General features: G+C 61.4%; 24 protein-coding genes and 1 pseudogene. 17 read left to right on the forward strand and 8 right to left on the reverse strand.

What is annotated here, in order from left to right:
• Nucleotides 1–55 precede the first annotated feature (55 nt).
• A complete protein-coding gene (gene bmt, locus CEW89_RS06150) occupies nucleotides 56–1069 on the forward strand; it encodes a betaine--homocysteine S-methyltransferase (protein WP_096805297.1) in 1014 nt (337 codons plus the stop codon).
• A gap of 19 nt (nucleotides 1070–1088) precedes the next feature.
• On the opposite strand, the gene CEW89_RS06155 is transcribed toward bmt, so the two are convergent.
• Nucleotides 1089–2192, reverse strand: coding sequence for a PA0069 family radical SAM protein (locus tag CEW89_RS06155; RefSeq protein WP_096805298.1), 1104 nt, complete (start codon nucleotides 2190–2192; stop codon nucleotides 1089–1091).
• Nucleotides 2193–2277: 85 nt separating this feature from the next.
• Between CEW89_RS06155 and CEW89_RS06160 the strand changes: the two genes are divergently transcribed.
• Both CEW89_RS06160 and CEW89_RS06165 read left to right on the forward strand, forming a co-directional pair.
• Complete coding sequence (locus CEW89_RS06160) at nucleotides 2278–2970, forward strand: corrinoid protein (RefSeq protein WP_096805299.1); 693 nt, start codon at nucleotides 2278–2280, stop codon at nucleotides 2968–2970.
• On the forward strand, nucleotides 2967–3617 hold the full coding sequence (locus CEW89_RS06165) for a DUF1638 domain-containing protein (protein ID WP_425321023.1): 651 nt from the start codon (nucleotides 2967–2969) through the stop codon (nucleotides 3615–3617). Before CEW89_RS06160 ends, CEW89_RS06165 begins: the two co-directional genes overlap by 4 nt.
• Before the next feature lie 75 nt (nucleotides 3618–3692).
• Here CEW89_RS06165 and CEW89_RS06170 read toward each other — a convergent pair whose 3' ends face one another.
• Nucleotides 3693–4103: a SufE family protein gene (locus CEW89_RS06170; RefSeq protein WP_096805300.1), complete on the reverse strand. Its 411-nt coding sequence runs from the start codon at nucleotides 4101–4103 to the stop codon at nucleotides 3693–3695.
• Nucleotides 4104–4243: 140 nt separating this feature from the next.
• On the opposite strand from CEW89_RS06170, the gene CEW89_RS06175 reads away from it, so the two are divergent.
• From CEW89_RS06175 to CEW89_RS06185, 3 genes are all read left to right on the forward strand, one after another.
• Entirely contained in the window at nucleotides 4244–4744 is a 501-nt protein-coding gene (locus tag CEW89_RS06175) for a hypothetical protein (protein ID WP_096805301.1), read from the forward strand.
• 73 nt (nucleotides 4745–4817) lie between these two features.
• Entirely contained in the window at nucleotides 4818–5768 is a 951-nt protein-coding gene (locus CEW89_RS06180; protein ID WP_096805302.1) for a nucleoside hydrolase, read from the forward strand.
• 46 nt (nucleotides 5769–5814) lie between these two features.
• Nucleotides 5815–7215 carry a protein adenylyltransferase SelO gene (locus tag CEW89_RS06185; RefSeq protein WP_096805303.1) on the forward strand — a complete coding sequence of 467 codons (1401 nt, stop codon included), beginning with the start codon at nucleotides 5815–5817 and terminating at the stop codon, nucleotides 7213–7215.
• A 3-nt stretch (nucleotides 7216–7218) separates the two neighbouring features.
• Here the strand turns inward: CEW89_RS06185 and CEW89_RS06190 are convergent, their stop codons facing one another.
• Complete coding sequence (locus CEW89_RS06190) at nucleotides 7219–7782, reverse strand: putative glycolipid-binding domain-containing protein (protein ID WP_066710642.1); 564 nt, start codon at nucleotides 7780–7782, stop codon at nucleotides 7219–7221.
• A 17-nt stretch (nucleotides 7783–7799) separates the two neighbouring features.
• Nucleotides 7800–8414, reverse strand: a complete 615-nt coding sequence (locus CEW89_RS06195) for a DUF2238 domain-containing protein (RefSeq protein ID WP_238379806.1) — start codon at nucleotides 8412–8414, stop codon at nucleotides 7800–7802.
• 93 nt (nucleotides 8415–8507) lie between these two features.
• On the opposite strand from CEW89_RS06195, the gene CEW89_RS06200 reads away from it, so the two are divergent.
• The 3 genes from CEW89_RS06200 to CEW89_RS06210 all read left to right on the forward strand — a co-directional run bounded on the left by CEW89_RS06200 (nucleotide 8508) and on the right by CEW89_RS06210 (nucleotide 11393).
• Complete coding sequence (locus tag CEW89_RS06200) at nucleotides 8508–9215, forward strand: endonuclease/exonuclease/phosphatase family protein (protein ID WP_096805304.1); 708 nt, start codon at nucleotides 8508–8510, stop codon at nucleotides 9213–9215.
• Nucleotides 9216–9291: 76 nt separating this feature from the next.
• Nucleotides 9292–10563: a cation:proton antiporter gene (locus CEW89_RS06205; RefSeq protein WP_096805305.1), complete on the forward strand. Its 1272-nt coding sequence runs from the start codon at nucleotides 9292–9294 to the stop codon at nucleotides 10561–10563.
• Nucleotides 10560–11393: a PhzF family phenazine biosynthesis protein gene (locus tag CEW89_RS06210; RefSeq protein ID WP_096805306.1), complete on the forward strand. Its 834-nt coding sequence runs from the start codon at nucleotides 10560–10562 to the stop codon at nucleotides 11391–11393. Before CEW89_RS06205 ends, CEW89_RS06210 begins: the two co-directional genes overlap by 4 nt.
• A 280-nt stretch (nucleotides 11394–11673) precedes the next feature.
• Here CEW89_RS06210 and CEW89_RS06215 read toward each other — a convergent pair whose 3' ends face one another.
• Entirely contained in the window at nucleotides 11674–12309 is a 636-nt protein-coding gene (locus CEW89_RS06215; protein WP_096805307.1) for a TetR/AcrR family transcriptional regulator, read from the reverse strand.
• A 121-nt stretch (nucleotides 12310–12430) separates the two neighbouring features.
• On the opposite strand from CEW89_RS06215, the gene CEW89_RS06220 reads away from it, so the two are divergent.
• The 6 genes from CEW89_RS06220 (at nucleotide 12431) to CEW89_RS06245 (ending at nucleotide 18353) form a co-directional block, all read left to right on the forward strand.
• Complete coding sequence (locus CEW89_RS06220) at nucleotides 12431–13267, forward strand: oxidoreductase (RefSeq protein ID WP_096805308.1); 837 nt, start codon at nucleotides 12431–12433, stop codon at nucleotides 13265–13267.
• Between the two features lie 265 nt (nucleotides 13268–13532).
• Nucleotides 13533–14441, forward strand: a complete 909-nt coding sequence (locus CEW89_RS06225) for a DMT family transporter (RefSeq protein WP_096805309.1) — start codon at nucleotides 13533–13535, stop codon at nucleotides 14439–14441.
• A gap of 193 nt (nucleotides 14442–14634) precedes the next feature.
• Nucleotides 14635–15912 (forward strand): phosphopyruvate hydratase, encoded by a 1278-nt coding sequence (gene eno, locus CEW89_RS06230; protein ID WP_096805310.1) that lies wholly within the window; start codon nucleotides 14635–14637, stop codon nucleotides 15910–15912.
• A 123-nt stretch (nucleotides 15913–16035) separates the two neighbouring features.
• Nucleotides 16036–17061, forward strand: a complete 1026-nt coding sequence (locus tag CEW89_RS06235) for an ATP-binding protein (RefSeq protein ID WP_096805311.1) — start codon at nucleotides 16036–16038, stop codon at nucleotides 17059–17061.
• 8 nt (nucleotides 17062–17069) lie between these two features.
• On the forward strand, nucleotides 17070–17678 hold the full coding sequence (locus tag CEW89_RS06240) for a GNAT family N-acetyltransferase (protein WP_096807149.1): 609 nt from the start codon (nucleotides 17070–17072) through the stop codon (nucleotides 17676–17678).
• A 57-nt stretch (nucleotides 17679–17735) separates the two neighbouring features.
• Nucleotides 17736–18353: a DUF2238 domain-containing protein gene (locus CEW89_RS06245; RefSeq protein ID WP_066710674.1), complete on the forward strand. Its 618-nt coding sequence runs from the start codon at nucleotides 17736–17738 to the stop codon at nucleotides 18351–18353.
• Nucleotides 18354–18399: 46 nt separating this feature from the next.
• Here the strand turns inward: CEW89_RS06245 and CEW89_RS06250 are convergent, their stop codons facing one another.
• Nucleotides 18400–18678, reverse strand: coding sequence for a glycine zipper 2TM domain-containing protein (locus CEW89_RS06250; RefSeq protein ID WP_066710677.1), 279 nt, complete (start codon nucleotides 18676–18678; stop codon nucleotides 18400–18402).
• A 96-nt stretch (nucleotides 18679–18774) separates the two neighbouring features.
• Here CEW89_RS06250 and CEW89_RS06255 point away from each other — a divergent pair.
• Nucleotides 18775–19195, forward strand: a pseudogene (locus CEW89_RS06255) (cupin domain-containing protein).
• Here the strand turns inward: CEW89_RS06255 and CEW89_RS06260 are convergent.
• Together CEW89_RS06260 and CEW89_RS06265 are read right to left on the reverse strand one after the other, a co-directional pair.
• Nucleotides 19196–19465, reverse strand: coding sequence for a DUF2798 domain-containing protein (locus tag CEW89_RS06260; protein WP_244906166.1), 270 nt, complete (start codon nucleotides 19463–19465; stop codon nucleotides 19196–19198).
• A gap of 458 nt (nucleotides 19466–19923) precedes the next feature.
• A complete protein-coding gene (locus CEW89_RS06265; protein ID WP_096805312.1) occupies nucleotides 19924–21030 on the reverse strand; it encodes an anhydro-N-acetylmuramic acid kinase in 1107 nt (368 codons plus the stop codon).
• A 72-nt stretch (nucleotides 21031–21102) separates the two neighbouring features.
• Between CEW89_RS06265 and tyrS the strand changes: the two genes are divergently transcribed.
• Nucleotides 21103–22368, forward strand: coding sequence for a tyrosine--tRNA ligase (gene tyrS, locus CEW89_RS06270; protein WP_096805313.1), 1266 nt, complete (start codon nucleotides 21103–21105; stop codon nucleotides 22366–22368).
• The last annotated feature ends 91 nt before the right edge of the window (nucleotides 22369–22459 follow it).

Here is a 22459-nt window from a genome sequence, read left to right on the forward strand (position 1 = left end):
GCGCACTCCTTTTGACCCCGCGCGCATCCTCGCGCCGCAAAACTCCGGAGGCCTCATGACCGACGCCCTGACCAAACTTCTCGAGACCCGCGACTGGCTGATGGCCGATGGCGCGACGGGCACGACGCTGTTCAACATGGGCCTGTCCTCCGGCGACGCGCCGGAACTCTGGAACGTCGACAAGCCGGAGAACATCGAAAAGCTTTACCAAGGTGCCGTCGATGCGGGCTCCGACATCTTTCTCACCAACTCCTTCGGCGGCACCGCCTCGCGCCTGAAACTCCATGGTGCAGAAGACCGTGTGTTCGAGCTGAACAAAGCCGCCGCCGAGATCGGCCGCAAGGTTGCCGATGCGGCGGGCCGCCCGGTGATCGTCGCGGGGTCCATGGGCCCGACCGGCGAGATCATGGAGCCGATGGGGCCGCTCTCCTACGAGCGCGCCGTCGAGATGTTCTATGAGCAGGCCAAGGGTCTCAAGGCGGGCGGCGCCGACATCGCCTGGATCGAAACCATTTCCTCGCCCGACGAATACAGGGCCGCCGCCGAAGGTGCCGCCAAGGCGGAGCTGCCGTGGATCGGCACCATGAGTTTCGACACGGCGGGCCGCACCATGATGGGTGTCACCTCGACCGAACTGTCGAACATGGTCGAGAAGCTGCCGACCCCGCCGATTGCTTACGGCGCGAACTGCGGCGTCGGTTCTTCCGATCTGCTGCGCACCGTTCTGGGCTTTTCCGCACAGGGCCATGACCGCCCGATCATCGCCAAGGGCAACGCCGGCATCCCCCGCTATGTCGATGGCCATATCCATTACGACGGCACGCCCGAGCTGATGGCCGAATATGCTGTGATGGCGCGCGACGCCGGAGCCCGCATCATCGGCGGCTGCTGCGGCACCACGCCCGAGCACCTCAAGGCCATGAAGCACGCGCTGGAAACCCGCCCGCGCGGGCCGCGCCCGACGCTCGAAGAGATCGCCGAAAAACTCGGCGGCTTCTCCTCCGCCTCGGACGGCACCGACGACAAGGGCCCGGCCAAACGCGAACGCTCCGGGCGTCGCCGCCGCTGAGATCATGTCGGATCTGCGGTCAAAACAGAGAGAGCTGGTCGCCCGGTTTCGGCGGCACGGCAAAGAGGTCGGTCCTGAGACCCGGCCCCTTTCGCGCAAGCCCGGTGCGGGTGAGCGCGATCTCAAAGCGTTTGGCCATCAGCTCCGCCCATTCGCCCTCGCCCTTCATCCGCTTGCCGAAGCGCGGATCGTTGAGCTTGCCGCCGCGCAACTCGCGCACCCGGTTCATCACCCGTTTGGCGCGATCCGGCACATGGGTTTCAAGCCACTCTTCAAACAGGGGCGCGACCTCCAAAGGCAGCCGCAACATGATGAAGGCCGCACTGCGCGCACCATGTGCCGCCGCTGCCGTCAGGATCGCCTCCAGCTCGTGATCGGTCAGCGCCGGGATCATCGGGGCCGCCATGACATGGGTCGGAATGCCCGCATCGCTCAAGGCGCGGATGGTCTTGAGACGCCGCGCGGGCACCGGCGCGCGGGGTTCCATCTGCCGCGACAGGCGCGAGCCGAGCGTGGTGATCGAAATCCCCACCTGCACCAATCCCTTGCGGGCCATGGGCGCCAGAATGTCGATGTCGCGCTCGATGAGCGTGCCCTTGGTGGTGATCGTCAGCGGGTGATTGTGATCGCGCAGCACCTCCAGAATGCCGCGCATGATCCGGTCGCGCGCCTCAATGGGCTGATAGGGATCGGTGTTCGTGCCCATAGCGATGGGCGCAACCTCGTATCCCTTGGCCGAGAGTTCGCGGGCCAGAACCTCCGCCGCGCCAACCTTCCGAGTCAGCCGGGTTTCGAAATCGAGACCGGCGGACAGGCCAAGATAGGCATGCGTGGGCCGGGCGAAACAATAGGAACAGCCATGCTCACAGCCCCGATACGGGTTGATCGAGCGGTCGAACGGAATGTCGGGACTGTCGTTGCGGGTGATGATCTTCTTCGGGCGCTCGTCCACCGTGGTGGTGCCCAAAGTCTTCGCCTCGACCTCCGCGTCCCAGCCGTCGAGAAAGGTCTCGCGCGCCAGCCGTTCGAACCGGCCGGAGGCATTCGACCCCGCCCCCCGCGCTTTCGGCACAAGGCCGAGCGGGAGCGTGTCGGAAAAGAAAAACGTGGATTCGTGGCTCATGCTGCGACACTAGAACAAAATGAGAACATTTGCCAAGAGCGCCTGAACGCGACCGGCACGATTTGCCTGATGAAAGGAAACGCCCATGTCTGATGAAGACGATCTGATCCTCTCTGAACTCGATGACGGCGAGCTGACCGAACAGATGATGGACGACCTCTACGACGGTCTCAAGGACGAGATCGAAGAAGGCGTCACCATCTTGCTCGACCGCAAATGGACGCCCTATGACATCCTGACCAAGGCTTTGGTGCCCGGCATGGCCATCGTCGGCGACGATTTCCGTGACGGCATCCTTTTCGTCCCCGAAGTGCTGCGCGCCGCTCAGGCAATGAAGGGCGGCATGGCGATCCTGAAACCGCTTCTCGTCGAAACCGGCGCGCCGAAAATGGGCAAGATGGTCATCGGCACCGTCAAAGGCGACATCCACGACATCGGCAAGAACCTTGTTGCGATGATGATGGAGGGCGCGGGTTTCGAAATCATCGACCTCGGCATCAACACCGAGGCTGAAAACTACATCGGCACCGCCGAGCGCGAAGGCGCGGACATCATCGGCATGTCGGCGCTTTTGACCACGACCATGCCCTATATGAAAACCGTCATCGAAAGCTTGAGCGAAAAGGGCCTGCGCGACAAATATATCGTGCTCTGCGGCGGCGCGCCTCTGAACGAGGAATTCGGCCGGGCCATCGGCGCGGACGCCTATTGCGACGATGCGGCGATTGCCGTGGAAACCGCGAAAAAACTCGTGCATGCCCGGCACAATCAGCTGTGAGCGACATCTCCCGGATAAGCGGCGAGGCCCTGACCGATGCAAACCTGCGCGATCGGGGCTTCGCACAGACCGGCACAGGCAAGACCCTCGTCATCGCCTGTGGTGCGCTGGCGCGTGAGGTCTTGGCGATCATCCGGCTCAACGGTCTGGATCACCTGACGCTCACCTGCCTGCCCGCCATCCTGCACAACGATCCGTCGAAAATCCCCGCCGCCATTGAGCGCGCGATTGACGAACACCGTGCGGATTACGACCGCATCCTCATCGCCTATGGCGATTGCGGCACCGGCGGGCTGTTACAGGCGTTGTGCGACAAAAAGGGCGTCACCATGATCGACGCCCCGCATTGCTATGCGTTTTTCGACGGGATGGACCAATTTCCTGACCGCGACGAGCCCACGACCTATTACCTCACCGATTTCCTCGCGCGCCAGTTCGACGCTTTCGTCTGGAAACCCTTGGGCCTCGACCGCTACCCGGACCTGCTTCACGCCTATTTCGGCAATTACGAGAAACTCGTCTATCTGGCGCAAACCGACGATCCGGCCCTCACCGAAATCGCCAAAACCTGCGCCGCACGGCTTGAACTGCCTCTTGAGCGCCGTTTCACCGGCTATGGCGATCTGGACCGCTTCCTGCGCACCTGACGACGTCCCGAACCCAGCGTTTCCTTTGCTGCAAAATACTCGAAAACGGCGTCAGGGTCGCTCTCCGCCTTCGGCTCAGACCGCTCGCTCCGCCGTCTCCATGATGCGTTGCACCATCGCCCGCAAGCCGTTCGAGCGCTGCGAAGACAGGTGCTCGTCAAGCCCGAGCCGCGCCAGTTCCGCATGGGCGTCCGTCGCCAGAACCTCCTTGACCGTCAGCCCAGCGAACAACTCATGCAGGATCGCGATCAGCCCCTGCACGATCATCGCATCCGACGCGCCCTGAAACTCGAACTTGCCATCCTCGATGGTTGGCACCAACCACACCTGCGAGGCACAGCCCTCGACCTTGGTCGCAGGCACTTTGAAGGCGTCGTCCAGCGGCGGAAAGGCCTTGCCCATCTCGATCACATGGCGATAGCGGTCTTCCCAATCGTCGAGAAACTCGAAGGCTTCGACAATCTCTTCAAACTCTTCGCGCGCCATGATCCACTCCTTGAACCGCTCCTGTCGTCCCGCAAATCCTTACGCGCTCACCCGGAAAAGGTCCAGCACAGCAACCTGCCCTTTTCAACCTGCCGCTTTTCGGGTAGCCCTTTGGACGTGGACGTGAAAGGGAGAGGCCGATGCGGCGTCAGGTGATCATTTCAGGGCTGGTTCTGTCGCTTCTGGCGGGCTGCGCCACGGTGAAAGAGTCGCGGTTCAACCCGCTCAACTGGTTCGGAAAATCCGAACCCGTCGCGGTCGATGCGAACGGCCAGCAGGTCGTGACGATAAAATCCCTCGCCCCGCGCAAAGGCTACCCGGTCTTCGTCGACACCCGGCCGCTCGCCCCCACGATCAGCGACGTTCAGGTCGTGCAATCCGCCTCCGGCGCCATCGTGACCGCCACCGCCGCCCTGCCCTCCACCGGCTATTTCGATGCCGAACTGGTGCCCGTGGCCTCGGAGCGCGCCGACACGCTGGTGCTCGAATTCCGCCTGCGCACCCCAGAAGGTGCCGCCCCTGCCGGCACAAGCGCCCAGCGCAGGATCACCGCCGCGCGTTCGCTGTCTTTTGACGCCATCGCAGGCATTCGCACCATCATCGTCAAGGGTGCGGACGGCGCACGTCAGGTGCGCCGCTGAACGGCCCCGAACCGCTTTGACAAAAGCAGAAACCCGGACCATCTTGGCCTCAAATCAAAAGTGAGGCGCGCATATGTCCGGATTTCCCCGCAAGATCATCATCGACACCGACCCCGGCCAGGACGACGCCATGGCGATCCTTCTGGCGCTCGGCTCGCCCGAAGAGATCGACCTTCTGGGCATCACCGCCGTCGCCGGAAACGTGCCGATTGCGCGGACCTCGGAAAATGCCCGCAAGATCTGCGAAGTGGCCGGGCGGCCCGACGTCAAGGTCTTCGCGGGCTGTGACCGCCCCCTCGCACATACGCTCGTGACCGCCGAACATGTCCATGGCAAGACCGGGCTCGATGGCATCGAACTGCCCGTCCCGACCATGCCGTTGCAGGCGCAACACGGCGTCGATTTCATCATCGAAACGCTGCGCTCGGAGCCCTCCGGCACGGTGACGCTCTGCCCCATGGGGCCGCTCACCAACATCGCGACCGCGTTTGAGAAAGCCCCCGACATCGTCGCGCGAGTGCAGGAAGTGGTGCTCATGGGCGGGGCCTATTTCGAAGTGGGCAACATCACCCCCGCCGCCGAATTCAACATCTATGTCGACCCGGAAGCCGCCGAAATCGTGTTCAAATCCGGCGTCAAACTCACCGTCATGCCCTTGGACGTGACGCATAAGGTGCTGGTCACCGCACCGCGTTTGCAGGTCTTCAAGGACTTCGGCAACCATCTCGGCGATGTGGTCGCGGGCTGGCTCGATTTCTTCGAGCGGTTCGACATCGAGAAATACGGCTCCGAAGGCGGCCCGCTGCACGATCCGACCGTGATCGCCTGGCTGATCCGGCCCGAGCTGTTCTCCGGTCGCCTGATCAATGTCGAGATCGAGACCAAATCCGATCTGACGCGCGGCATGACCGTTGCGGATTGGTGGGGCGTGACCGACCGGCCCGCAAATGCGATGTTCATGAATGAGGCCGATGCGGAAGGCTTCTTTGCGCTTCTGACCGAGAGGGTGCGACGTTTGGCCTGACCTGCCGAGTATTTGGACAGCAAAGGAAACGGACTAGATAAGCCCCATGACCCAATTCGACAATTCCTACGTCCGCCTGCCCGATCGTTTCTTCACCCGCATCGCGCCGGAGCGCGCACCTGCGCCCGAAATGGTGCTTTGGAACGCCGATCTCGCGGCGCATTTGGGCGTCGCCGATTGGGATGCGGAGATTTGCGCGGGCAATGTCATTCCCGACGGCGCCGATCCGATTGCGCAGGTTTACGGCGGTCATCAGTTCGGCAACTGGTCGCCGCAGCTTGGCGACGGCCGCGCGGTGATGCTGGGCGAGGTGGTCACGGACAAGGGGCGGTTCGACATTCATCTCAAAGGCGCGGGGCGCACACCCTATTCGCGCAATGGCGACGGCCGGGCGTGGATCGGGCCGGTGCTGCGCGAGTATATCGTCAGCGAATTCATGCATGCCGTGGGCGTTCCCACGACCCGCGCCTTGGCCGCCGTCAGAACCGGCGGGCGGGTTCAGCGCGAGCGCGCCTATCCCGGCGGCCTTCTGGTGCGCGTTGCGGCCTCGCATATCCGCGTCGGCACGTTTCAGTATTTCACCGCCCGCGAGGATTATGAGGCGGTCCGCCTCCTGACCGACCACGCTCGCGCCCGGCATTTCCCGCAGGCCACGAATACGATTGAGTTCTATCAGGAGGTGGTGCGCGCACAGGCACGGCTCATCGCCACATGGATGGGCCTCGGCTTTGTCCACGGCGTGATGAACACCGACAATATGGCCGTCTCCGGCGAAACCATCGACTTCGGTCCCTGCGCCTTCATCGACGGCTACAGTCCAAAAGCGGTCTACAGTTCCATCGACACCCATGGGCGCTATGCCTATGAGCAACAGCCGAGCATGGCGCATTGGAACCTCGCCCAGCTCGGCTCCTGTTTCGTGCCGCAGCTCGAAGACGAGCTTGGCGGACAGCAACAGGCGATTGATGCGCTGACCGAGGTGCTGAATTCCTTCCCCGGTCTCTATCAGGCGGAATGGCGTAAGGTCTTCGGAGCCAAGCTCGGCATTGCGGATGCCCGCGAAGACGATTTGCCCCTGATCCAGGATCTGCTCGGGATGATGGCCAAGGACGGCGCGGATTTCACCAATACCTTCCGCGGCTTGCTCGACGGTTCCGCGCGCGACTGGATGCTGGACCGGGAGATATTCGACGACTGGTCCGCACGCTGGCAGGCGCGCCGCAGCCCCGACTGGCAGGACATCGCCGCCAAGGCCACCCCCGCCGTCATCCCGCGCAATCATCGCATCGAAGAGGCGATTCAGGCGTCTCTTGCGGGCGATGACAGCAAGGCGAAACGTCTCGCAGAGGTGCTGTCGCACCCGTTCGATCTTGCGGAGGCGGATCGCGATCTGGGACTGCCACCGCGCGAGGATCAGATGGTGCACATGACCTTCTGCGGCACCTGAGCGTCACGCCCGGCGAAACACGCCGGGATAGTCGCGCACCAACCCGTGCTCATCGACCTCGATCTCGGCGGCAAACCCGCTGGAGAGTCCTTCATAGAGATACCGCTCCGGACCGAGGCAGGTGTAGCGCTGCGCCACCTTGCGCGGCAGGAAGCGCCCGACGCCCTCCCCCGGCGGCGGCACATAGGCCACCTCGATCTCCCGGCTCTCTCCCTCGGCCAGTCCGAGACGCCGGATCGGCAGCATGTTCGTCGCGGGGGTCACGGCGATGTCGACATCGAGACAGCCCGCAAGCGCCGGCAGCGCCTCGTCCCGCGTCGTGTCACGCCAATGGCCCTCTCCGTCACTCGTCACATGAAGCTCAGGCCCGCCGACGTATCTGACCCAGACTTCACGGGTGTGAAACGCCGCATCGGCCGCGACCATGTATTGCGCCGCATAGGCCGGAGACTGCCCGCCGCTCAGCGCCGCAGTGAGCACCGCGCCCTGAGCATCGACCAGAAGATGGCAATGCTCCATTCCCTCCGCCTCCCAGGCGTTCCAGCGAACCGCAATACGTACTGACATGAGGGCCTCCCTGGGGCTTATTTGTCCCGATATTTCGTGAAAAATTTTCCATTGCGCTGGATAAAATCACGGATCAGCCCGGCGAAAGGCGCGCGCCGGTCGCGTTTGAGATAGATCACCCCGGACAGTGCTCCGATCAGCCCGCCGCCCGCATCGACGATCAGATCCCACATCGTATCCTGAAGCCCGGATTTCTGCATGTTGGTGCCGAACATCTGGTCCATGGAATATTCGAAAATCTCCCAGAGCGCACCGATCGACATGGCAAAGCTAAAGGCAAACAATCCCATCGCCCAGGGCGGTGCGGCATAGCGGTCGCCCTGAAACAGCATGAAGATCGCCACGAACCCGACAAGACCGAAGCCCAGCGCCGAGCCGCCGTGCAGCACCACATCCCACCACCAGTAGCGATAGTAGAAATCGTCCACCTCGCCGAGAAACAGCGTGGCGAAGAGAAACAGCACGATCCCGGCCATGAAGCTGCGCGGGATGTAGATCCGGAACCGCCGCGCGAAGGCCATGGGCAAAAGCGTCAGCCCGAAAGTGCCCAGCGCGATGAAGGCCGTCGAATAGGGGCCCGTCACCAATGAGACGACGAATTCCGAAAGCAGCGCCAGCCACACCAGCCGCATAACGATCGGCTCTTGACGAAATGTGCGGAAAAACTGACGCATCTGGCCTCTACCGGGGGTGAAATGCCGACATTGTGCACCTATCTTAACCGCATGCAACCCAAAGTGGAAACAGGCGCTCTGAGGCTGGCCTCCTATAACCTGCGCAAATGTCGCGGCACGGACGGTCGGCGCGCGCCCGGTCGCATCCTCGACGTGATCAACGGCATCGGCGCCGATGTGGTGGCCCTGCAAGAAGCCGACCTGCGCCTTGGCCCCCGCCCCGCCGCCCTGCCCGCGCGGATGATCGAGAGCCACACCGATTTCATCGCCCTGCCCGTCAACACCTCGCCCGTCTCCGTCGGCTGGCACGGCAACGCCATTCTCGTGCGCAAAAGCGCCACCGTCGAGGCCGTGCATCGTCTCGACCTGCCGGGGCTCGAGCCGCGCGGCGCGGTGGCCGTCGATCTGCCGGACCTGCGCGTCGTCGGCGTGCATCTGGGGCTCTTGCGCAGTTTCAGGCAAAAGCAACTCCACGCCATCCGCGCCCATCTCGACGCCCTCGATGCCCGACCGACCGTGATCCTCGGCGATTTCAACGAATGGTCCCAAACGCAGGGCCTCGATCCGCTGAAAGACGCCTTCGAGATCACCGCGCCGGGTCGCTCCTTCCACGCCAACCGCCCGATGGCCGCGCTCGACCGCATCGCGTTTTCCGACCGGATCGAGATGCGTGACGCGGGCGTCGTGCAGACCGTGCTGTCGCAGCGCGCCTCCGATCACCTGCCGGTCTGGGCCGATCTGCGCCTGCCTGCGCCCTGACCGTCGCAGTCTCCCCTTTTCCTGACGCGTCAGAGTGCTACACAGGGCGGGATTATCCTTCCCGTGAGCCATTGCCATGACCGTTTTGCAACTCGCCTCCCTGCTGATCGTCCTCGCCGGCGCCTTCGGTGCGATCAACTACCTGTTCCTGCGTCTGCCCAGCACCATCGGCATTCTCGTTGTCTCGCTGGTCACCTCTCTGGCGATCATCGGCGTCGATTTCCTGTTTCCCAACACCGTGTTCGAAGAGGAAATCCGCGCCACGGTGCAGGCCTTCGATTTCACCGACACGCTTCTGGAGGGCATGCTCGGCCTCTTGCTCTTCGCGGGCGCGCTGCATGTCAAACTCGAAGACCTCAAGGACCAGTGGCTCCCCGTCATCCTCATGGCGACGCTCGGCGTGGCGCTGTCCACAGCCGTCGTCGGTATTGGGTTTTCCTGGCTCACCGGCATGCCTCTTTTGATCGCGCTGACCTTCGGCGCGCTGATCTCGCCAACCGATCCGGTGGCGGTTCTGGGTGTGCTCAAGGACGCGAACCTGCCGAAAAGCCTCGAGACCAAAATCGCGGGCGAAAGCCTGTTCAACGACGGTGTCGGTTACGTGGTCTATCTGATCCTCGTCGGCCTTGCCTTCGGTGCTACGTCCTCGGGGCACGGCGGCACGGGGGGAGAGGACAACATGGCGCTCGTCGTTGGCAAGCTGTTTTTCCGCGAGGCCGTGGGCGGCGCCGTTCTGGGTCTCGTCCTCGGTTGGCTCACCTTCCGCGTCATGCGCATGATCGACGATTATTCGCTCGAAGTGCTGATCACTTTGGGCCTTGCATTTGGTGGCTACGAACTTGCCGTGGCCTTGGGTGTCTCCGCCCCGATCATGGCGGTCTGTGCCGGGCTTCTGATCGGCGATGTCGGCACGAAATACGGCATGTCGGAAGAGACCCGCAAATATGTCGCCGCCTTCTGGACCATGGTCGACGAGATCCTCAACGCCGTCCTGTTCCTGATGATCGGGTTCGAGGTCTTCGCCGTGGTCTTCGACATGGTCACCATCAAGGCCGCCGCTTTCGCCATCGTGCTGGCGCTCGTCGCCCGGCTGATCTCCGTCGTCGTCCCCGCAATGCTGTTGCACAATGTCTCGCCGTTTTCGCGCGGCGCGGTGCCGATCATGACATGGGGCGGGCTCAAGGGCGGCATCTCGGTGGCCCTCGCCCTCTCCCTGCCGGACAGCGAATGGAAACCCGTGATCCTTGCCGCCACCTATGTCATCGTCGTCTTCTCGATCATCGTGCAGGGCCTGACCGTCGCGCCGCTGGCGAAACGTGTGGGCCGTGAACCGGAGCTTAAGATTTGACCCGCTATCTGACCTATGACGTCTTCACCGACCGGCCGTTTGGCGGCAATCCTCTGGCCGTGGTGCCGGAGGCCACCTCTCTCCCGGAAGATCAGCTTCAAAAGATCGCCCGCGAATTCAACTATTCCGAAACGGTCTTCCTTTATCCGCCGGAAGATTCGGCCAACACCGCGCGTCTGCGGATTTTCACGCCGACGATGGAAGTGCCCTTTGCCGGTCATCCCACCATCGGCGCCGCTGTGGCGCTCTCCGAGATGGGCCATGGACCCGATCTCCGCCTCGAACTCAAGGTCGGGCTGATCACGGCGCAGGCCGAAAACGGCAACGCACGGTTCACCGCCCGCCAGCCGCTCGAAACTCTCGCGCATCCGGATGCGGCGCTGGTCGCCAGTGCGCTCGGGCTCGAGATGGCGGATTTCAAGAGCGCTCCGATCATGGCCGGCATGGGGCTGGCGTTCACCTTCACCGAACTGACAACGCGGGAAGCCCTGTCGCGCATCGCCACCGATCTCGCGCATTTCCGTGCGGGCCATGCACGCTATCCGATGGGGCTCGATTTCGCGCAGGCCCCTTACTGGCGTGACGGAGAAACCGTGCATCTGCGCATGTTCGCACCGCTCGACGACATTCCCGAGGACCCCGCCACCGGATCGGCGGCGGCGGCACTTGGGCGGTTGCTGTTTGAGGCGACGAGAGAGGATTTGTCCTTCGAGATCCATCAGGGCGACGACATGGGCCGCCCCTCGCGCATCACCGTTTCCGTGGATGCCGGGAGCGTCACCATCGGTGGGCAGGCCATTCGGATGATGGAAGGGGCACTGGTGTTCTGAGGTGATCTTTCGGTTCGTATAGCCGACCTCTTCCCGCATCCTTCTTATGTCGGCGGGCCTCTCTGCACGCTCTCAGTCTTCTGATCATCGCGCCACTCTTCCACGTCCGCGCGGCTCTGTTTCGGCTCCCTCTGCGCCACGCGCTTCCGTTTCAGAAAGTCCTGTGTCTCGTCCCCCTTTCCACGCCTTCCACGTCCTAAGCGTCTCAAAAGGGGTCCGACAAAAGTCCGACGCAAAGCCGACGCTTTGCCGACAGGTGGTTTACGCCCTCAGACGCCCCTCACTGCGCCCCTTTGAGGATCAGTCGCGCGGTGGTGGTAAAAGCCACCTCCGCATTGGATTGCTCGTAGATCCCGCGGACATCTTCGGGCAGATCGTCGAAAAATGCCGGGCGCGGCACCGCCAGTTGCGCCGCGCCCTGAAGCGCGACGACCAGCGCATGGACGAGCTCGAACGCCTCCGTGCTGCCCATCGCCCGCGCCACGGCCATCTCGGTCGCAAGCCGCATCCCCTCGCCGCCCACCGCACGTTTGGTGGCGATCAATGTCTCCTCGCTCAGGTTCGCCTCGATGATCGTGGTCAGCCGCGCCATCAGCGGCAGGAACAGCGGCACCGCCTGTGCTTCCCGCATCATCGCGTCGATCAGCGCCGCGTCGTCCTCGAGATAGGGGATCACCGCCGAGACATACTCGGTCAACGCCTCGACAAAGAGCTGCGCGAACAGCTCTTCCTTGGTTTTCACGTAGAGATAGAGCGTCCCCTTGGCCAGCCCCGCACGTTTTGCAAGCCCCGCCATGGTCACCCCGTCGAACCCCGATTCGTCGATCATCTCTCGTGCTTCCGACAATATAAATGACCGGCGGTCAGTTTTTTCCGCCTTTGTGCGCGCTCTTTTCTTTTTTTCGACCAAAGACATAGGCCTTTACCTCTCTTTCGCTCGATCTTTGCGCTTTACAAATGACCGTCGGTCATTAATTAAATGACCAATGGTCACTTATTGCACACCTCCCCTTCACAAGTCAAAGAAAGCCCATCCGATGTCCAGCCCGTCCCCCGTTGCGAGATCCACCGACCCGAAAGTCATTCTCGTCACCGGCGCGTCCTCCGGCATCGGGCTTCAAACTGCTCTCGATCTCCTGAAACAGGGCCATATCGTGTACGGCTGCGCGCGGCGCATCGAGAGGATGGAGCCGATCCGGGCGGCAGGAGGACATGTGCTCGCGCTCGATGTGAGCGATGACGACTCGATGTGCGACGCGGTGGACGAGCTGCTCTACAGCGAAGGCCGCATCGACGTTCTGATCAACAACGCGGGCTTTGCCACCTATGGCGCGGTCGAGGATATTTCCATGGACACGGCCCGCCATCAGATCGAGGTCAACATCCTCGGGCCCGCCCGCATGACCCAACTGGTTTTGCCGCAGATGCGCAAACAGAAATCCGGACGGATCATCAACATCTCCTCGATCGGCGGCACAATCCACACCCCCTTGGGTGCCTGGTATCATGGCACGAAATTCTTTGTCGAAGGCTTCACCAACGCGATGCGCCTCGAGGTCGAGGACAAGGGCATCTTCATGGTGCTGATCGCGCCCGGGTTCATCGACACGGGGTTTTCCGGCGTACTCGCCAAGGAATTGGATCGGAACGAAAAAGCCCCGGCCTACAAGCCGCTCTATGATGCGCTGCGCCATACGAATGCGACGCCCGGCTCGCCGCCTTCCGTGATCTCGAAGGTCATTTCCCGTGCCATTTCAGACGTGAAACCAAAGACCGTCTACCGCGCCGGGAAGTATTCGAAACTGCTTTATCTCCTGCGCCGGACCCTGCCGCACCGCATGTTCGACGGAATGATGTTGTCGATGCTCAAATGAATCGCCCCCCGGGGCCGTTGCGACAGGGTGCACATGCAGTCTGGAGCAAACCGGTCTGCATTCATCTTTGAAGCCCGGCAGCGGAGCCTTCATGCCTGAGACACTCTGTGTCCGCTGCACCACCAAGGATCTGCGACGGAGCGAACCGCGTCGGTTCATCGCGACCGGCTGAGCGCTTTCCCGCATCCCCCGTCTGCGGCTCTGCGCAATTGCCAGAACGCCGCGCACAGGGCATGGCGGAAGGAGGCATTTCAAGGACAGCCCCATGCACAATCTGCGCGCCATCCTCATGATCGTCGCTTCCATGGCGTTTTTCACCGTGGAAGACATGTTCATCAAACATCTCTCCGGCTTCATGCCGGTGGGGCAGGTGCTTTTGGCCATCTCCGTGGTGAGTGTCGGGATTTTCCTGACATGGGCACTCTTGCGCGGCGATCCGGTCTTCGTGCCGCGCAACTGGCGGCCAGTGATCCTGATCCGCGCCTTGACCGAGGCCGTCGCCTCCGTCGCCTTTGTCACCGCACTCTCGCGGGTCGAGATTTCCACCGTCGCCGCAGTGTTTCAGTCGATGCCTCTGGCCGTCACGTTGGGCGCTGCACTGTTTCTCGGTGAACGCGTCGGCTGGCGACGCTGGAGCGCCATCACGCTTGGCTTTGTCGGGGTGCTGATGATCATCCGCCCCGGCATGTCCGGGTTCGAACCGCAGGCACTCTGGGTGCTCATCGCCGTGGTGGCGATCACCACGCGTGACCTGATGACCCGGGTGATGGATGCTGCCGTGCCCTCCACGGTCGTCTCCTTTCAGGCCTTCCTTGCCGTCATCCCCGCCGCCCTGCTGAACCTCTGGCTTTCCGGCGCCGCCCCTGTCGCCCCCGACCTGTCGCTGGCTTTTCAGACCCTGATCGCGATCCTTGCCGGGGCTGCGGGCTATACCCTGATCGTCGCGGGCATGCGACTTGGCGATGCCTCCGCAGTGACGCCATTCCGCTATTCGCGTCTGGTGTTCACCATGATCGGCGGCGTGCTTGTGTTCCATGAGCGGCCTGATCTGATGACGCTCGCGGGGTCTGCCCTGATCATCGCCTCGGGGCTGTACACCTTCCTGCGCGAGCGCAAGCGAGCGCGCCTGGATCGCGAGGCTCTGGCCGCCGATCTCGAGGCCCCCCGGCTCTGACAACGCTTTTGCGTGGCGCTTTTCGTGGCGCTTTCCGAAGCAAACGTCACAAAACCGTTGCATGACGCGGCTTTACGCAGGCTTGCGGACAAAGAGACGCGCCATGTTAGCGCATGCATTGTTGACCTGCCCGTTCCGGCTGATATTCAGGCATCCGACTGGCCCGCCAACCAAATTGCAAAGGGACTAAGCCATGAGCACCATCATCGACATCATCGGTCGCGAAATTCTCGACAGCCGCGGCAATCCGACCGTGGAAGTGGACGTCATCCTCGAAGACGGCACCATGGGCCGCGCCGCCGTGCCCTCGGGTGCCTCGACCGGCGCCCACGAAGCCGTGGAAAAACGGGACGGCGACAAGTCCCGTTACATGGGCAAAGGCGTTCTCGAGGCCGTCGCCGCCGTGAACGGTGAGATCGCCGAAGCCCTCGTTGGCATGGACGCAACCGAACAGGAAGCCATCGACGCCGTAATGATCGAACTGGACGGCACGCCGAACAAAGGCCGCCTTGGCGCCAACGCCATCCTCGGCGTCTCGCTGGCCTGCGCGAAAGCCGCCGCCGACTATTCCGCCCTGCCGCTTTACCGCTATGTCGGCGGCTCCTCGGCCCGCGTTCTGCCGGTCCCGATGATGAACATCATCAACGGCGGCGAGCATGCCGACAACCCGATCGACTTTCAGGAATTCATGATCATGCCGGTCTCCGCCACCAGCGTGAAAGAAGCGATCCGCATGGGCTCCGAGGTGTTCCACACGCTGAAAAAAGAGCTGTCCGCTGCGGGTTACAACACCGGCATCGGTGACGAAGGCGGCTTTGCCCCGAACATTTCCTCGACCCGCGAAGCGCTGGACTTCGTCCTCGCCGCGATCAAGAAAGCGGGCTACGAGCCGGGCGAAGACATCTACCTCGCGCTCGATTGCGCCTCGACCGAATATTACGAGGGCGGCAAATACGAGATGAAGGGCGAAGGCAAATCGCTGACGTCCGAGGAAAACGCCGACTACCTCGTCGAGCTCTGCAACGACTACCCGATCATCTCGATCGAAGACGGCATGGCCGAGGACGATTGGGCCGGTTGGAAGCTTTTGACCGAAAAACTCGGCGATAAAGTCCAGCTCGTGGGCGACGATCTCTTCGTGACCAACCCGGAGCGTCTGGCCTCCGGCATTGAACAAGGTGTTGCGAACTCCATGCTGGTGAAAGTGAACCAGATCGGCTCCCTCTCCGAGACCCTCAAAGCCGTCGATATGGCCCACCGCGCGCGCTACACCAACGTGATGTCGCACCGCTCCGGCGAGACCGAAGACGCGACGATTGCGGACCTTGCGGTTGCCACCAACTGCGGCCAGATCAAAACGGGCTCCATGTCGCGCTCTGACCGGATGGCGAAATACAACCAGTTGATCCGCATCGAGGAACAGTTGGGCGCGACGGCGGAATACGCCGGGGCGTCGATCCTGAAGAAATAAGCGCAAGCGCTTGACGACATAGAGAAAGCCCCGCCAGATTGGTGGGGCTTTTTATTCAATTAGACTTTATTTATCAAACCTAAGAACCCAATACTCACCGCTGAAAGATAGAACCAATTAATCATGAGCAGATTGACAATTAAGACTCCTAGGAGCCTAAAACTAGCGAGCCATATTTACGATCTAAATCTAGGAAAGATTCTCCTAGATAAATACGACGAGTTCCTCTTGGATATGTCTGAGACTTCCTATGGCGAGCCCTTCGCCATGCTACTTCTCGCAAACCAATTCAAGGAAATGGTCGATAAATCTAACAATACAGTGTTTCTGCTAAAGTACCCTAAGAATAACTTCGGAGGGTATGCACAACATATTGGTCTCTTTAACTACATGGGATTTGCTTTAGGAAATACTCCAGATTCCGCTACCGGATCTAAAAATTACACTCCAATTAGATCCTTTTCTATTTCGAAAATCCTCGCTGATCGTGGGGATGAGCCTGTTGGAAAATATCTCACAAGTTATTCGTCAGAACTCTCACAAGTCCTCTGCCAAGCCTCGGAAGGGGCTGCCTTCGATCTATTTGAATATTGCTTGCGCGAAATTATGAGAAACTCCGCTGAGCACAGCGAAGGAAGTAGTCTTGTGGTTATGGGACAACACTGGCCAAGCCAACACACGGCGGAAATTGTTGTCTGTGATAATGGTATCGGCATCGCGAACACTTTGTATGACAACGAATACATAGATTGTTCGACTAACCGAGAAGCGCTTAAGTTTGCTTTGCTTCCGGGTGTTTCGGGCGTATCTCGAGAAGAAAGATTTGAACAAGACGAGTTTTGGGGGAATTCAGGCTTCGGCCTCTATGTCACCAGTAGGTTCTGCTCTGAGCATGGCTCCTTCAGAATGATAAGTGGAGACAGCGGTTTAACTCTGGCTCGTGGCTATCAAACAGAGCACCCCGCGTGGGGGTTTGGTGGCACGTGCGTTCAAATGAGGTTCTCCACAAGGCAAGCAGAAAATCAAACGGGTCGCATTGCTGAAATCATTGAGGAGGGGAAATCTGACTTCAAGGGTATTCTCTCGGACTACCCAATCAAGCCCTCTGCAGCATCAAAAATGCTTGCCTCACACTTCGACAAACGATGACTGAAATCATGAGCAACGCTAAAAGCCCCCTCCCCGACGGCCTCCACGAGCTGCCCTCCGGCAAGCTCGCCGCCGTTGTCACTTACCTCGAAATGCACTCCCGCCCCGACCCGCGTCCTGCGCCGGAGCAGCCGGGGTTGGAGCTGATCCGCCATGAGGCGCCCGATCTCGAATGGTATCGCGCGCTCTATCGGCGTATCGGCGAGGATTGGCTTTGGTTTTCAAGGATGTATATGGCGGATGACAAGCTCTCCGCGATCCTGATCGACCCGAATGTCGAGGTTTATTCTGTGCGCAAAGACGGCGTGGATCTCGGGCTTTTGGAATTGGATTTCCGCGATCCCGAGAACACCGAACTTGCATTTTTCGGGCTGGATGAAAGCCTGATCGGCGGCGGCACCGGGCGGTGGCTCATGGAGCACGCTTTGGACAAGGCCTTCGCCCGTCCGATCAAGCGGTTTTTCGTCCACACCTGCACCCTCGACAGCCCGCAGGCCGTGGGCTTCTACATCCGCTCGGGATTTGTTCCCTATGGCCGCGCCATCGAGGTGATGGACGATCCGCGCATGAACGGGCCGCTGTCCGAAACCGCCGCGCCGCAGATTCCGCGCATTTAATTCCCCTTTTCTTTCCGCCACATCGCAAGGATGATCGGCAAAAAAGAGGAGATCGCCATGGGCCCCGTCACCCGTGCGGAAAAACAGGTCGGCCTGTTCACCGCCCTTTATGTCATCGGTTTCACGCTCTGGTTCTTTGCCATCGGGAATTTCGAATTCGTCATCTATGTCGTGACCATGCTGATCCTCATCGGCCTCGTCGCAACCAGCTTGCGCAAGGTCGAGTATCCGCCAAAGCTGCTCTGGGCACTCACACTCTGGGGGCTTTTGCATATGGCGGGCGGTGGCGTGCCGGTGAACGGATCGGTGCTCTATACGCTCGAACTCATTCCCTTCGTCAGCGATGGAGAGATGACCATCCTGAAATACGACCAAGTGGTGCATTTCTACGGCTTCGGCGTGACCGCCTGGCTGTTGTGGCAGATCATGACCCACACATTCCCGGTGCTCAAGGGCACGAAAACCGCCTTCGCCCTGCCCGCGCTTGGCGCGATGGGGCTTGGCGCGGTCAATGAGATCATCGAGTTCAGCGCCGTGCTGATGGTGCCCGACACCAATGTCGGCGGCTATATCAACACCGCGCTCGATCTGGTGTTCAACGCGGCGGGCGCGCTTTTTGCCATGGGTCTCGTGACGCGATTCAACGGTGCGGATGACGGAAAAAAGGCCCCATGAGGGGCCTTTTTCGTACCGGTTCACTTGTGAAAAACCCTCGCAGACCTTACGGGCAAGGCGCCGTGTAATAGGTACCGTCGCCATTGGAATAGGCACAGGTCGCGGAATTGGTGTTCTTGGCGACCATCGACCCGGCAGCGGCACCACCCAGCGTGGCCAGCACTTTCCACTCATCATTCGACCCGAGCGCATCCGCGGTCAGATAGCCGAGCCCGGCCCCGGCGGCCGCACCGAAGGCGGTGCTGGTGTCGGTGGTGCTCATGGTGGTACAGGCGGCAAGCGTCGGCGCGGCGAAGGCCAGCGCCAGAAGAATTTTCTTGGACATGGAGGTCTCCCGTTGTCTTTATCTCTGAGGGGACAACGCCTCGGGCGGCATTCGGTTCCCGTTTTTCTTCTGCGACACGGGAAAGCCTCCAAGATCATGCAAGCCGACGAGATCATCGCACATCTGAACCTCGCCCCGCATCCCGAGGGCGGACCGCCAGACATGGATCGCCAACGCCGATGCGGGAAACCGCCCCACTGGCACCTGCATCTATTTTTTGCTCAAGGCCGGAGAGCACAGCCATTGGCATCGGGTAGATGCCACCGAGATCTGGCATTATTACGCGGGCGCGCCCCTGATCCTGTCCCTAGCTGAGACAGAGGCCGGTCCGGCACGGGACCTGATGCTCGGCCCGGAGCTTGGGGCCGGAGAGACGCCACAACTCATCGTGCCTGAAGCGCATTGGCAGGCCGCGCGCACGACCGGCGCCTGGACTCTCGTCGGCTGCACCGTCTCACCGGGATTTCGATTTGAGGGGTTCGAACTGGCCGCCCCGGGCTTTGACATTGCGCGCTGATCAACTGCGATACACCCGCCCGACCAGTTGCGCGGACAGGAAAAAGGCCAAAGGCCCCACCCCCATCGACAGTAAAAAAGCGATCGGCCATGCCGTGATGTAATGACCCAGCCAGTCGCGCACCCAGCCGGGGCGAAACCCCTCGCGCAGTCCGGGGATCAACTCGCTCATGATCAGGGTCATCAGAAATGCCATGAAACAGGAAATAAACCCCTGCGCCACGAGAATGGTCATCTTGTCTTTCTTGCGTTGCCGGTCGTCCAGCATCATGCACCCCTCATCGGTTATGAGGCGGGAGGCGTGCATGAAAAAGGCACCCGTCTCCCGCAGGATATGGATGCCGTGGGATCTTGCGACAAACTCTCGGGGTCTCCGAGGGGCGGGATAACCAACCGCCCTGACATTTTCCGGCAAGCCCGGAGATAGCTGCAACACAACAACCGGTCAAGAGAGGTCATGTCAGCCGACTTTATGCGCTTGCGGGGAAAACCCACGCATATTTCCCCGCGGATTTCCGCGAATGGTAAGGTTTTCCGCACTCGCAAAAAGCTGACGTTACGTTAACCTAAGCACGTTAACAAGTGTCGGGTGGAACCTGTGACCGCTCGTTTTCCCAGTGTTCCGAGTATTTGAGGCACTGGCAGGCCAAGAAGCGGGCTTGTCCCGTTCGAACCTGCCAGTCGCCCGTTTCCATCCATTTGACGAAGGCGCCGTATCGCGCGCAATGCTCAGACCGGCTCATTCGGACGCGACACGCGTCCACCGCCGATGGCCGCACGCACGCCGGTGGTCGAGGGCGCAGAGGTCGGCAGGCCACGCAGCACGCGCACCGCGAGATAGGCAAAGGCCTGCGCCTCCAGCATATCGCCATCGAGCCCGACCTCTTCGACCGGCAGGACCGGACAATCCACCCCTGCCGCGATCATCCGCATGAGCGTCGTGTTGTGCCGCCCGCCACCGGTGACGTAGAGCGCCGCAGGGGGCGTCGGGCAATGCTCCATCGCGCGGGCGACCGAGGCAGCGGCAAAAGCGGTAAGCGTGGCGGCGGCATCGGCATCGGAGAGCGTTTCGACGGCTTCCAGCACCCCGTGGAAATCGTTCCGATCCAGGGATTTCGGCGGCATCTTGTAAAAATACGGATGTTCCAGCCCCTTGGCGACGATCTCCATATCCGGCACGCCTTCTGCCGCTAAGGCGCCGTCTGCGTCATGGGTCTCGCCCCGGCGCGCGCGCATCAGATCGTTGACGGGGGCGTTCGCGGGACCGGTATCGAAGGCCAGAAGCGCCCCCGGAGCGGACGGGTCTGCCACGGTCGGGTCGATCCACGTCAGGTTGCCGACACCGCCAAGATTGAGGAATGCCACCGGTTCGGTCGCGCCGATGTAGCGCGCCAGAGCGTGGTGATAAAAGGGGGCAAGTGGCGCGCCCTGCCCGCCCATCTCCACATCCGCGGTGCGGAAATCCCATATGACGGGCGCGCCTGTGACTTCTGCCAAAATGGCCCCGTCGCCCGCCTGATAGGTGCGGCCTTCGTCCGGGGCGTGATTGAGGGTTTGGCCGTGAAAGCCGATGAGATCGAAGCCTTCGAGTTGAGCAAGCGCTTCGGCATGGGCGGTTTCAATCAACTCGGTCAGAGCCTCAGACGCCTGCCATGTGCCAAGTTCGGCGCGGAACATCTCCTGCTCCGCCGGGTCATAGGGCCGGAAGACCGTCCCGCCAAACTCGAAGATCGTCACCCCGTCGGTCTTCAACAGCGCCACATCGACCCCGTCGAGCGACGTTCCCGACATACAGCCTGCGCCCCACAGAGGCACCGCTTTGCTCTTACCGCTCATCACACTCTTTCCCTTTGGTGCGTGCCCCGATATATCAGGCCGCGACCGACCATTGAATGGAAAATGTGAGAGATGACCTACCATCCCAAATCGGAATTCCTGCGCGTGATCATCGAGCGCGGATTTCTTGCCGATTGCACCAATTTGCAAGAGCTGGACGAAGCCCTGAGCAACGGGATGGTGACCGCCTATATCGGTTATGACGCGACCGCCGCGTCGCTGCATGTCGGGCATCTGTTGAACATCATGTTGCTGCGCTGGTTCCAGAAGACCGGCAACAAACCGATCACGCTCATGGGCGGCGGCACGACGAAGGTGGGCGACCCGTCCTTCCGCTCCGACGAACGCCCGCTGCTGTCTCCCGCGCAGATCGACGCCAATATCGACGGCATGCAAAAGGTCTTTGCCCGTTACCTCGATTATGCCGAGGACGAAACCCAGCCCGGCAACGGCGCGCTGATGCGCAACAATGCCGAATGGCTGGATGACCTCAACTACCTCGATTTCCTGCGCGACATCGGGCGGCATTTCTCCGTCAACCGGATGCTGTCCTTCGAAAGCGTGAAATCACGGCTGGATCGCGAGCAATCGCTGTCCTTCCTCGAATTCAACTACATGATTTTGCAGGCCTATGACTTTTTGGAGCTGAACCGCCGCTATGGCTGTCTGTTGCAGATGGGCGGCTCGGATCAGTGGGGCAATATCGTCAACGGCATCGACCTGACCCGCCGGGTGCTGGACAATGAGATTTACGGCCTCACCACCCCGCTTCTGACCACCTCCGACGGGCGCAAAATGGGCAAATCGCAAGGCGGTGCCGTCTGGCTCAACGCCGAGATGCTCTCGCCCTACGAATTCTGGCAGTTCTGGCGCAACACCACGGACGCGGACACGGGCCGGTTCCTCAAGCTCTACACCGATCTGCCGGTTGAAGAGTGCGAGCGCTTGGGCGCGCTCGAAGGCTCTGAGATCAACGCAGCCAAGATCATCCTCGCCAATGAGGTCACGACGCTCCTGCACGGCGCCGAGGCGGCGCAGGCTGCCGAGGCCACCGCGCGCGAGGTCTTCGAGAAAGGCGGCGTGGGCGATGACCTTCCCACCGTGGAACTGAGCGCGAGCGAGATCGGCAACGGCATTTCCATCGTCCAGCTCTTCGTCAAAACCGGCCTCGCCGACAGCGGCAAGGCGGCGAAGCGCCTGTTTGCCGAGGGCGGTGCCAAGGTGAACGATGAGGATCACAAGGACGCGGGGCTCTTGGTTACGGCCGAGATGCTTCAAGAACCGATGAAGCTTTCTGCGGGTAAAAAACGTCACGCCCTGGTGGTCTGCAAGGGCTAAACCTCCCCCGACAAACCTTCTCCAACCGTGTGCGATGCAGGTCGCACACGGTTTTTTTAACTTGAAATTCATGGATTTTTTCCGGTTTCAG

The organism is Celeribacter ethanolicus, assembly GCF_002407265.1.
GTDB lineage: Bacteria > Pseudomonadota > Alphaproteobacteria > Rhodobacterales > Rhodobacteraceae > Celeribacter > Celeribacter ethanolicus.

Bases quoted from the DNA above. Each gene is read 5' to 3' on its own strand.
- bmt (WP_096805297.1), top strand. From the start codon at position 56: ATGACCGACGCCCTGACCAAACTTCTCGAGACCCGCGACTGGCTGATG.
- CEW89_RS06155 (WP_096805298.1), bottom strand. From the start codon at position 2,192: ATGAGCCACGAATCCACGTTTTTCTTTTCCGACACGCTCCCGCTCGGC.
- CEW89_RS06160 (WP_096805299.1), top strand. From the start codon at position 2,278: ATGTCTGATGAAGACGATCTGATCCTCTCTGAACTCGATGACGGCGAG.
- CEW89_RS06170 (WP_096805300.1), bottom strand. From the start codon at position 4,103: ATGGCGCGCGAAGAGTTTGAAGAGATTGTCGAAGCCTTCGAGTTTCTC.
- CEW89_RS06175 (WP_096805301.1), top strand. From the start codon at position 4,244: ATGCGGCGTCAGGTGATCATTTCAGGGCTGGTTCTGTCGCTTCTGGCG.
- CEW89_RS06180 (WP_096805302.1), top strand. From the start codon at position 4,818: ATGTCCGGATTTCCCCGCAAGATCATCATCGACACCGACCCCGGCCAG.
- CEW89_RS06185 (WP_096805303.1), top strand. From the start codon at position 5,815: ATGACCCAATTCGACAATTCCTACGTCCGCCTGCCCGATCGTTTCTTC.
- CEW89_RS06190 (WP_066710642.1), bottom strand. From the start codon at position 7,782: ATGTCAGTACGTATTGCGGTTCGCTGGAACGCCTGGGAGGCGGAGGGA.
- CEW89_RS06195 (WP_238379806.1), bottom strand. From the start codon at position 8,414: ATGCGGCTGGTGTGGCTGGCGCTGCTTTCGGAATTCGTCGTCTCATTG.
- CEW89_RS06200 (WP_096805304.1), top strand. From the start codon at position 8,508: ATGCAACCCAAAGTGGAAACAGGCGCTCTGAGGCTGGCCTCCTATAAC.
- CEW89_RS06205 (WP_096805305.1), top strand. From the start codon at position 9,292: ATGACCGTTTTGCAACTCGCCTCCCTGCTGATCGTCCTCGCCGGCGCC.
- CEW89_RS06215 (WP_096805307.1), bottom strand. From the start codon at position 12,309: ATGTCTTTGGTCGAAAAAAAGAAAAGAGCGCGCACAAAGGCGGAAAAA.
- CEW89_RS06220 (WP_096805308.1), top strand. From the start codon at position 12,431: ATGTCCAGCCCGTCCCCCGTTGCGAGATCCACCGACCCGAAAGTCATT.
- CEW89_RS06225 (WP_096805309.1), top strand. From the start codon at position 13,533: ATGCACAATCTGCGCGCCATCCTCATGATCGTCGCTTCCATGGCGTTT.
- eno (WP_096805310.1), top strand. From the start codon at position 14,635: ATGAGCACCATCATCGACATCATCGGTCGCGAAATTCTCGACAGCCGC.
- CEW89_RS06235 (WP_096805311.1), top strand. From the start codon at position 16,036: ATGAGCAGATTGACAATTAAGACTCCTAGGAGCCTAAAACTAGCGAGC.
- CEW89_RS06240 (WP_096807149.1), top strand. From the start codon at position 17,070: ATGAGCAACGCTAAAAGCCCCCTCCCCGACGGCCTCCACGAGCTGCCC.
- CEW89_RS06245 (WP_066710674.1), top strand. From the start codon at position 17,736: ATGGGCCCCGTCACCCGTGCGGAAAAACAGGTCGGCCTGTTCACCGCC.
- CEW89_RS06250 (WP_066710677.1), bottom strand. From the start codon at position 18,678: ATGTCCAAGAAAATTCTTCTGGCGCTGGCCTTCGCCGCGCCGACGCTT.
- CEW89_RS06260 (WP_244906166.1), bottom strand. From the start codon at position 19,465: ATGATGCTGGACGACCGGCAACGCAAGAAAGACAAGATGACCATTCTC.
- CEW89_RS06265 (WP_096805312.1), bottom strand. From the start codon at position 21,030: ATGAGCGGTAAGAGCAAAGCGGTGCCTCTGTGGGGCGCAGGCTGTATG.
- tyrS (WP_096805313.1), top strand. From the start codon at position 21,103: ATGACCTACCATCCCAAATCGGAATTCCTGCGCGTGATCATCGAGCGC.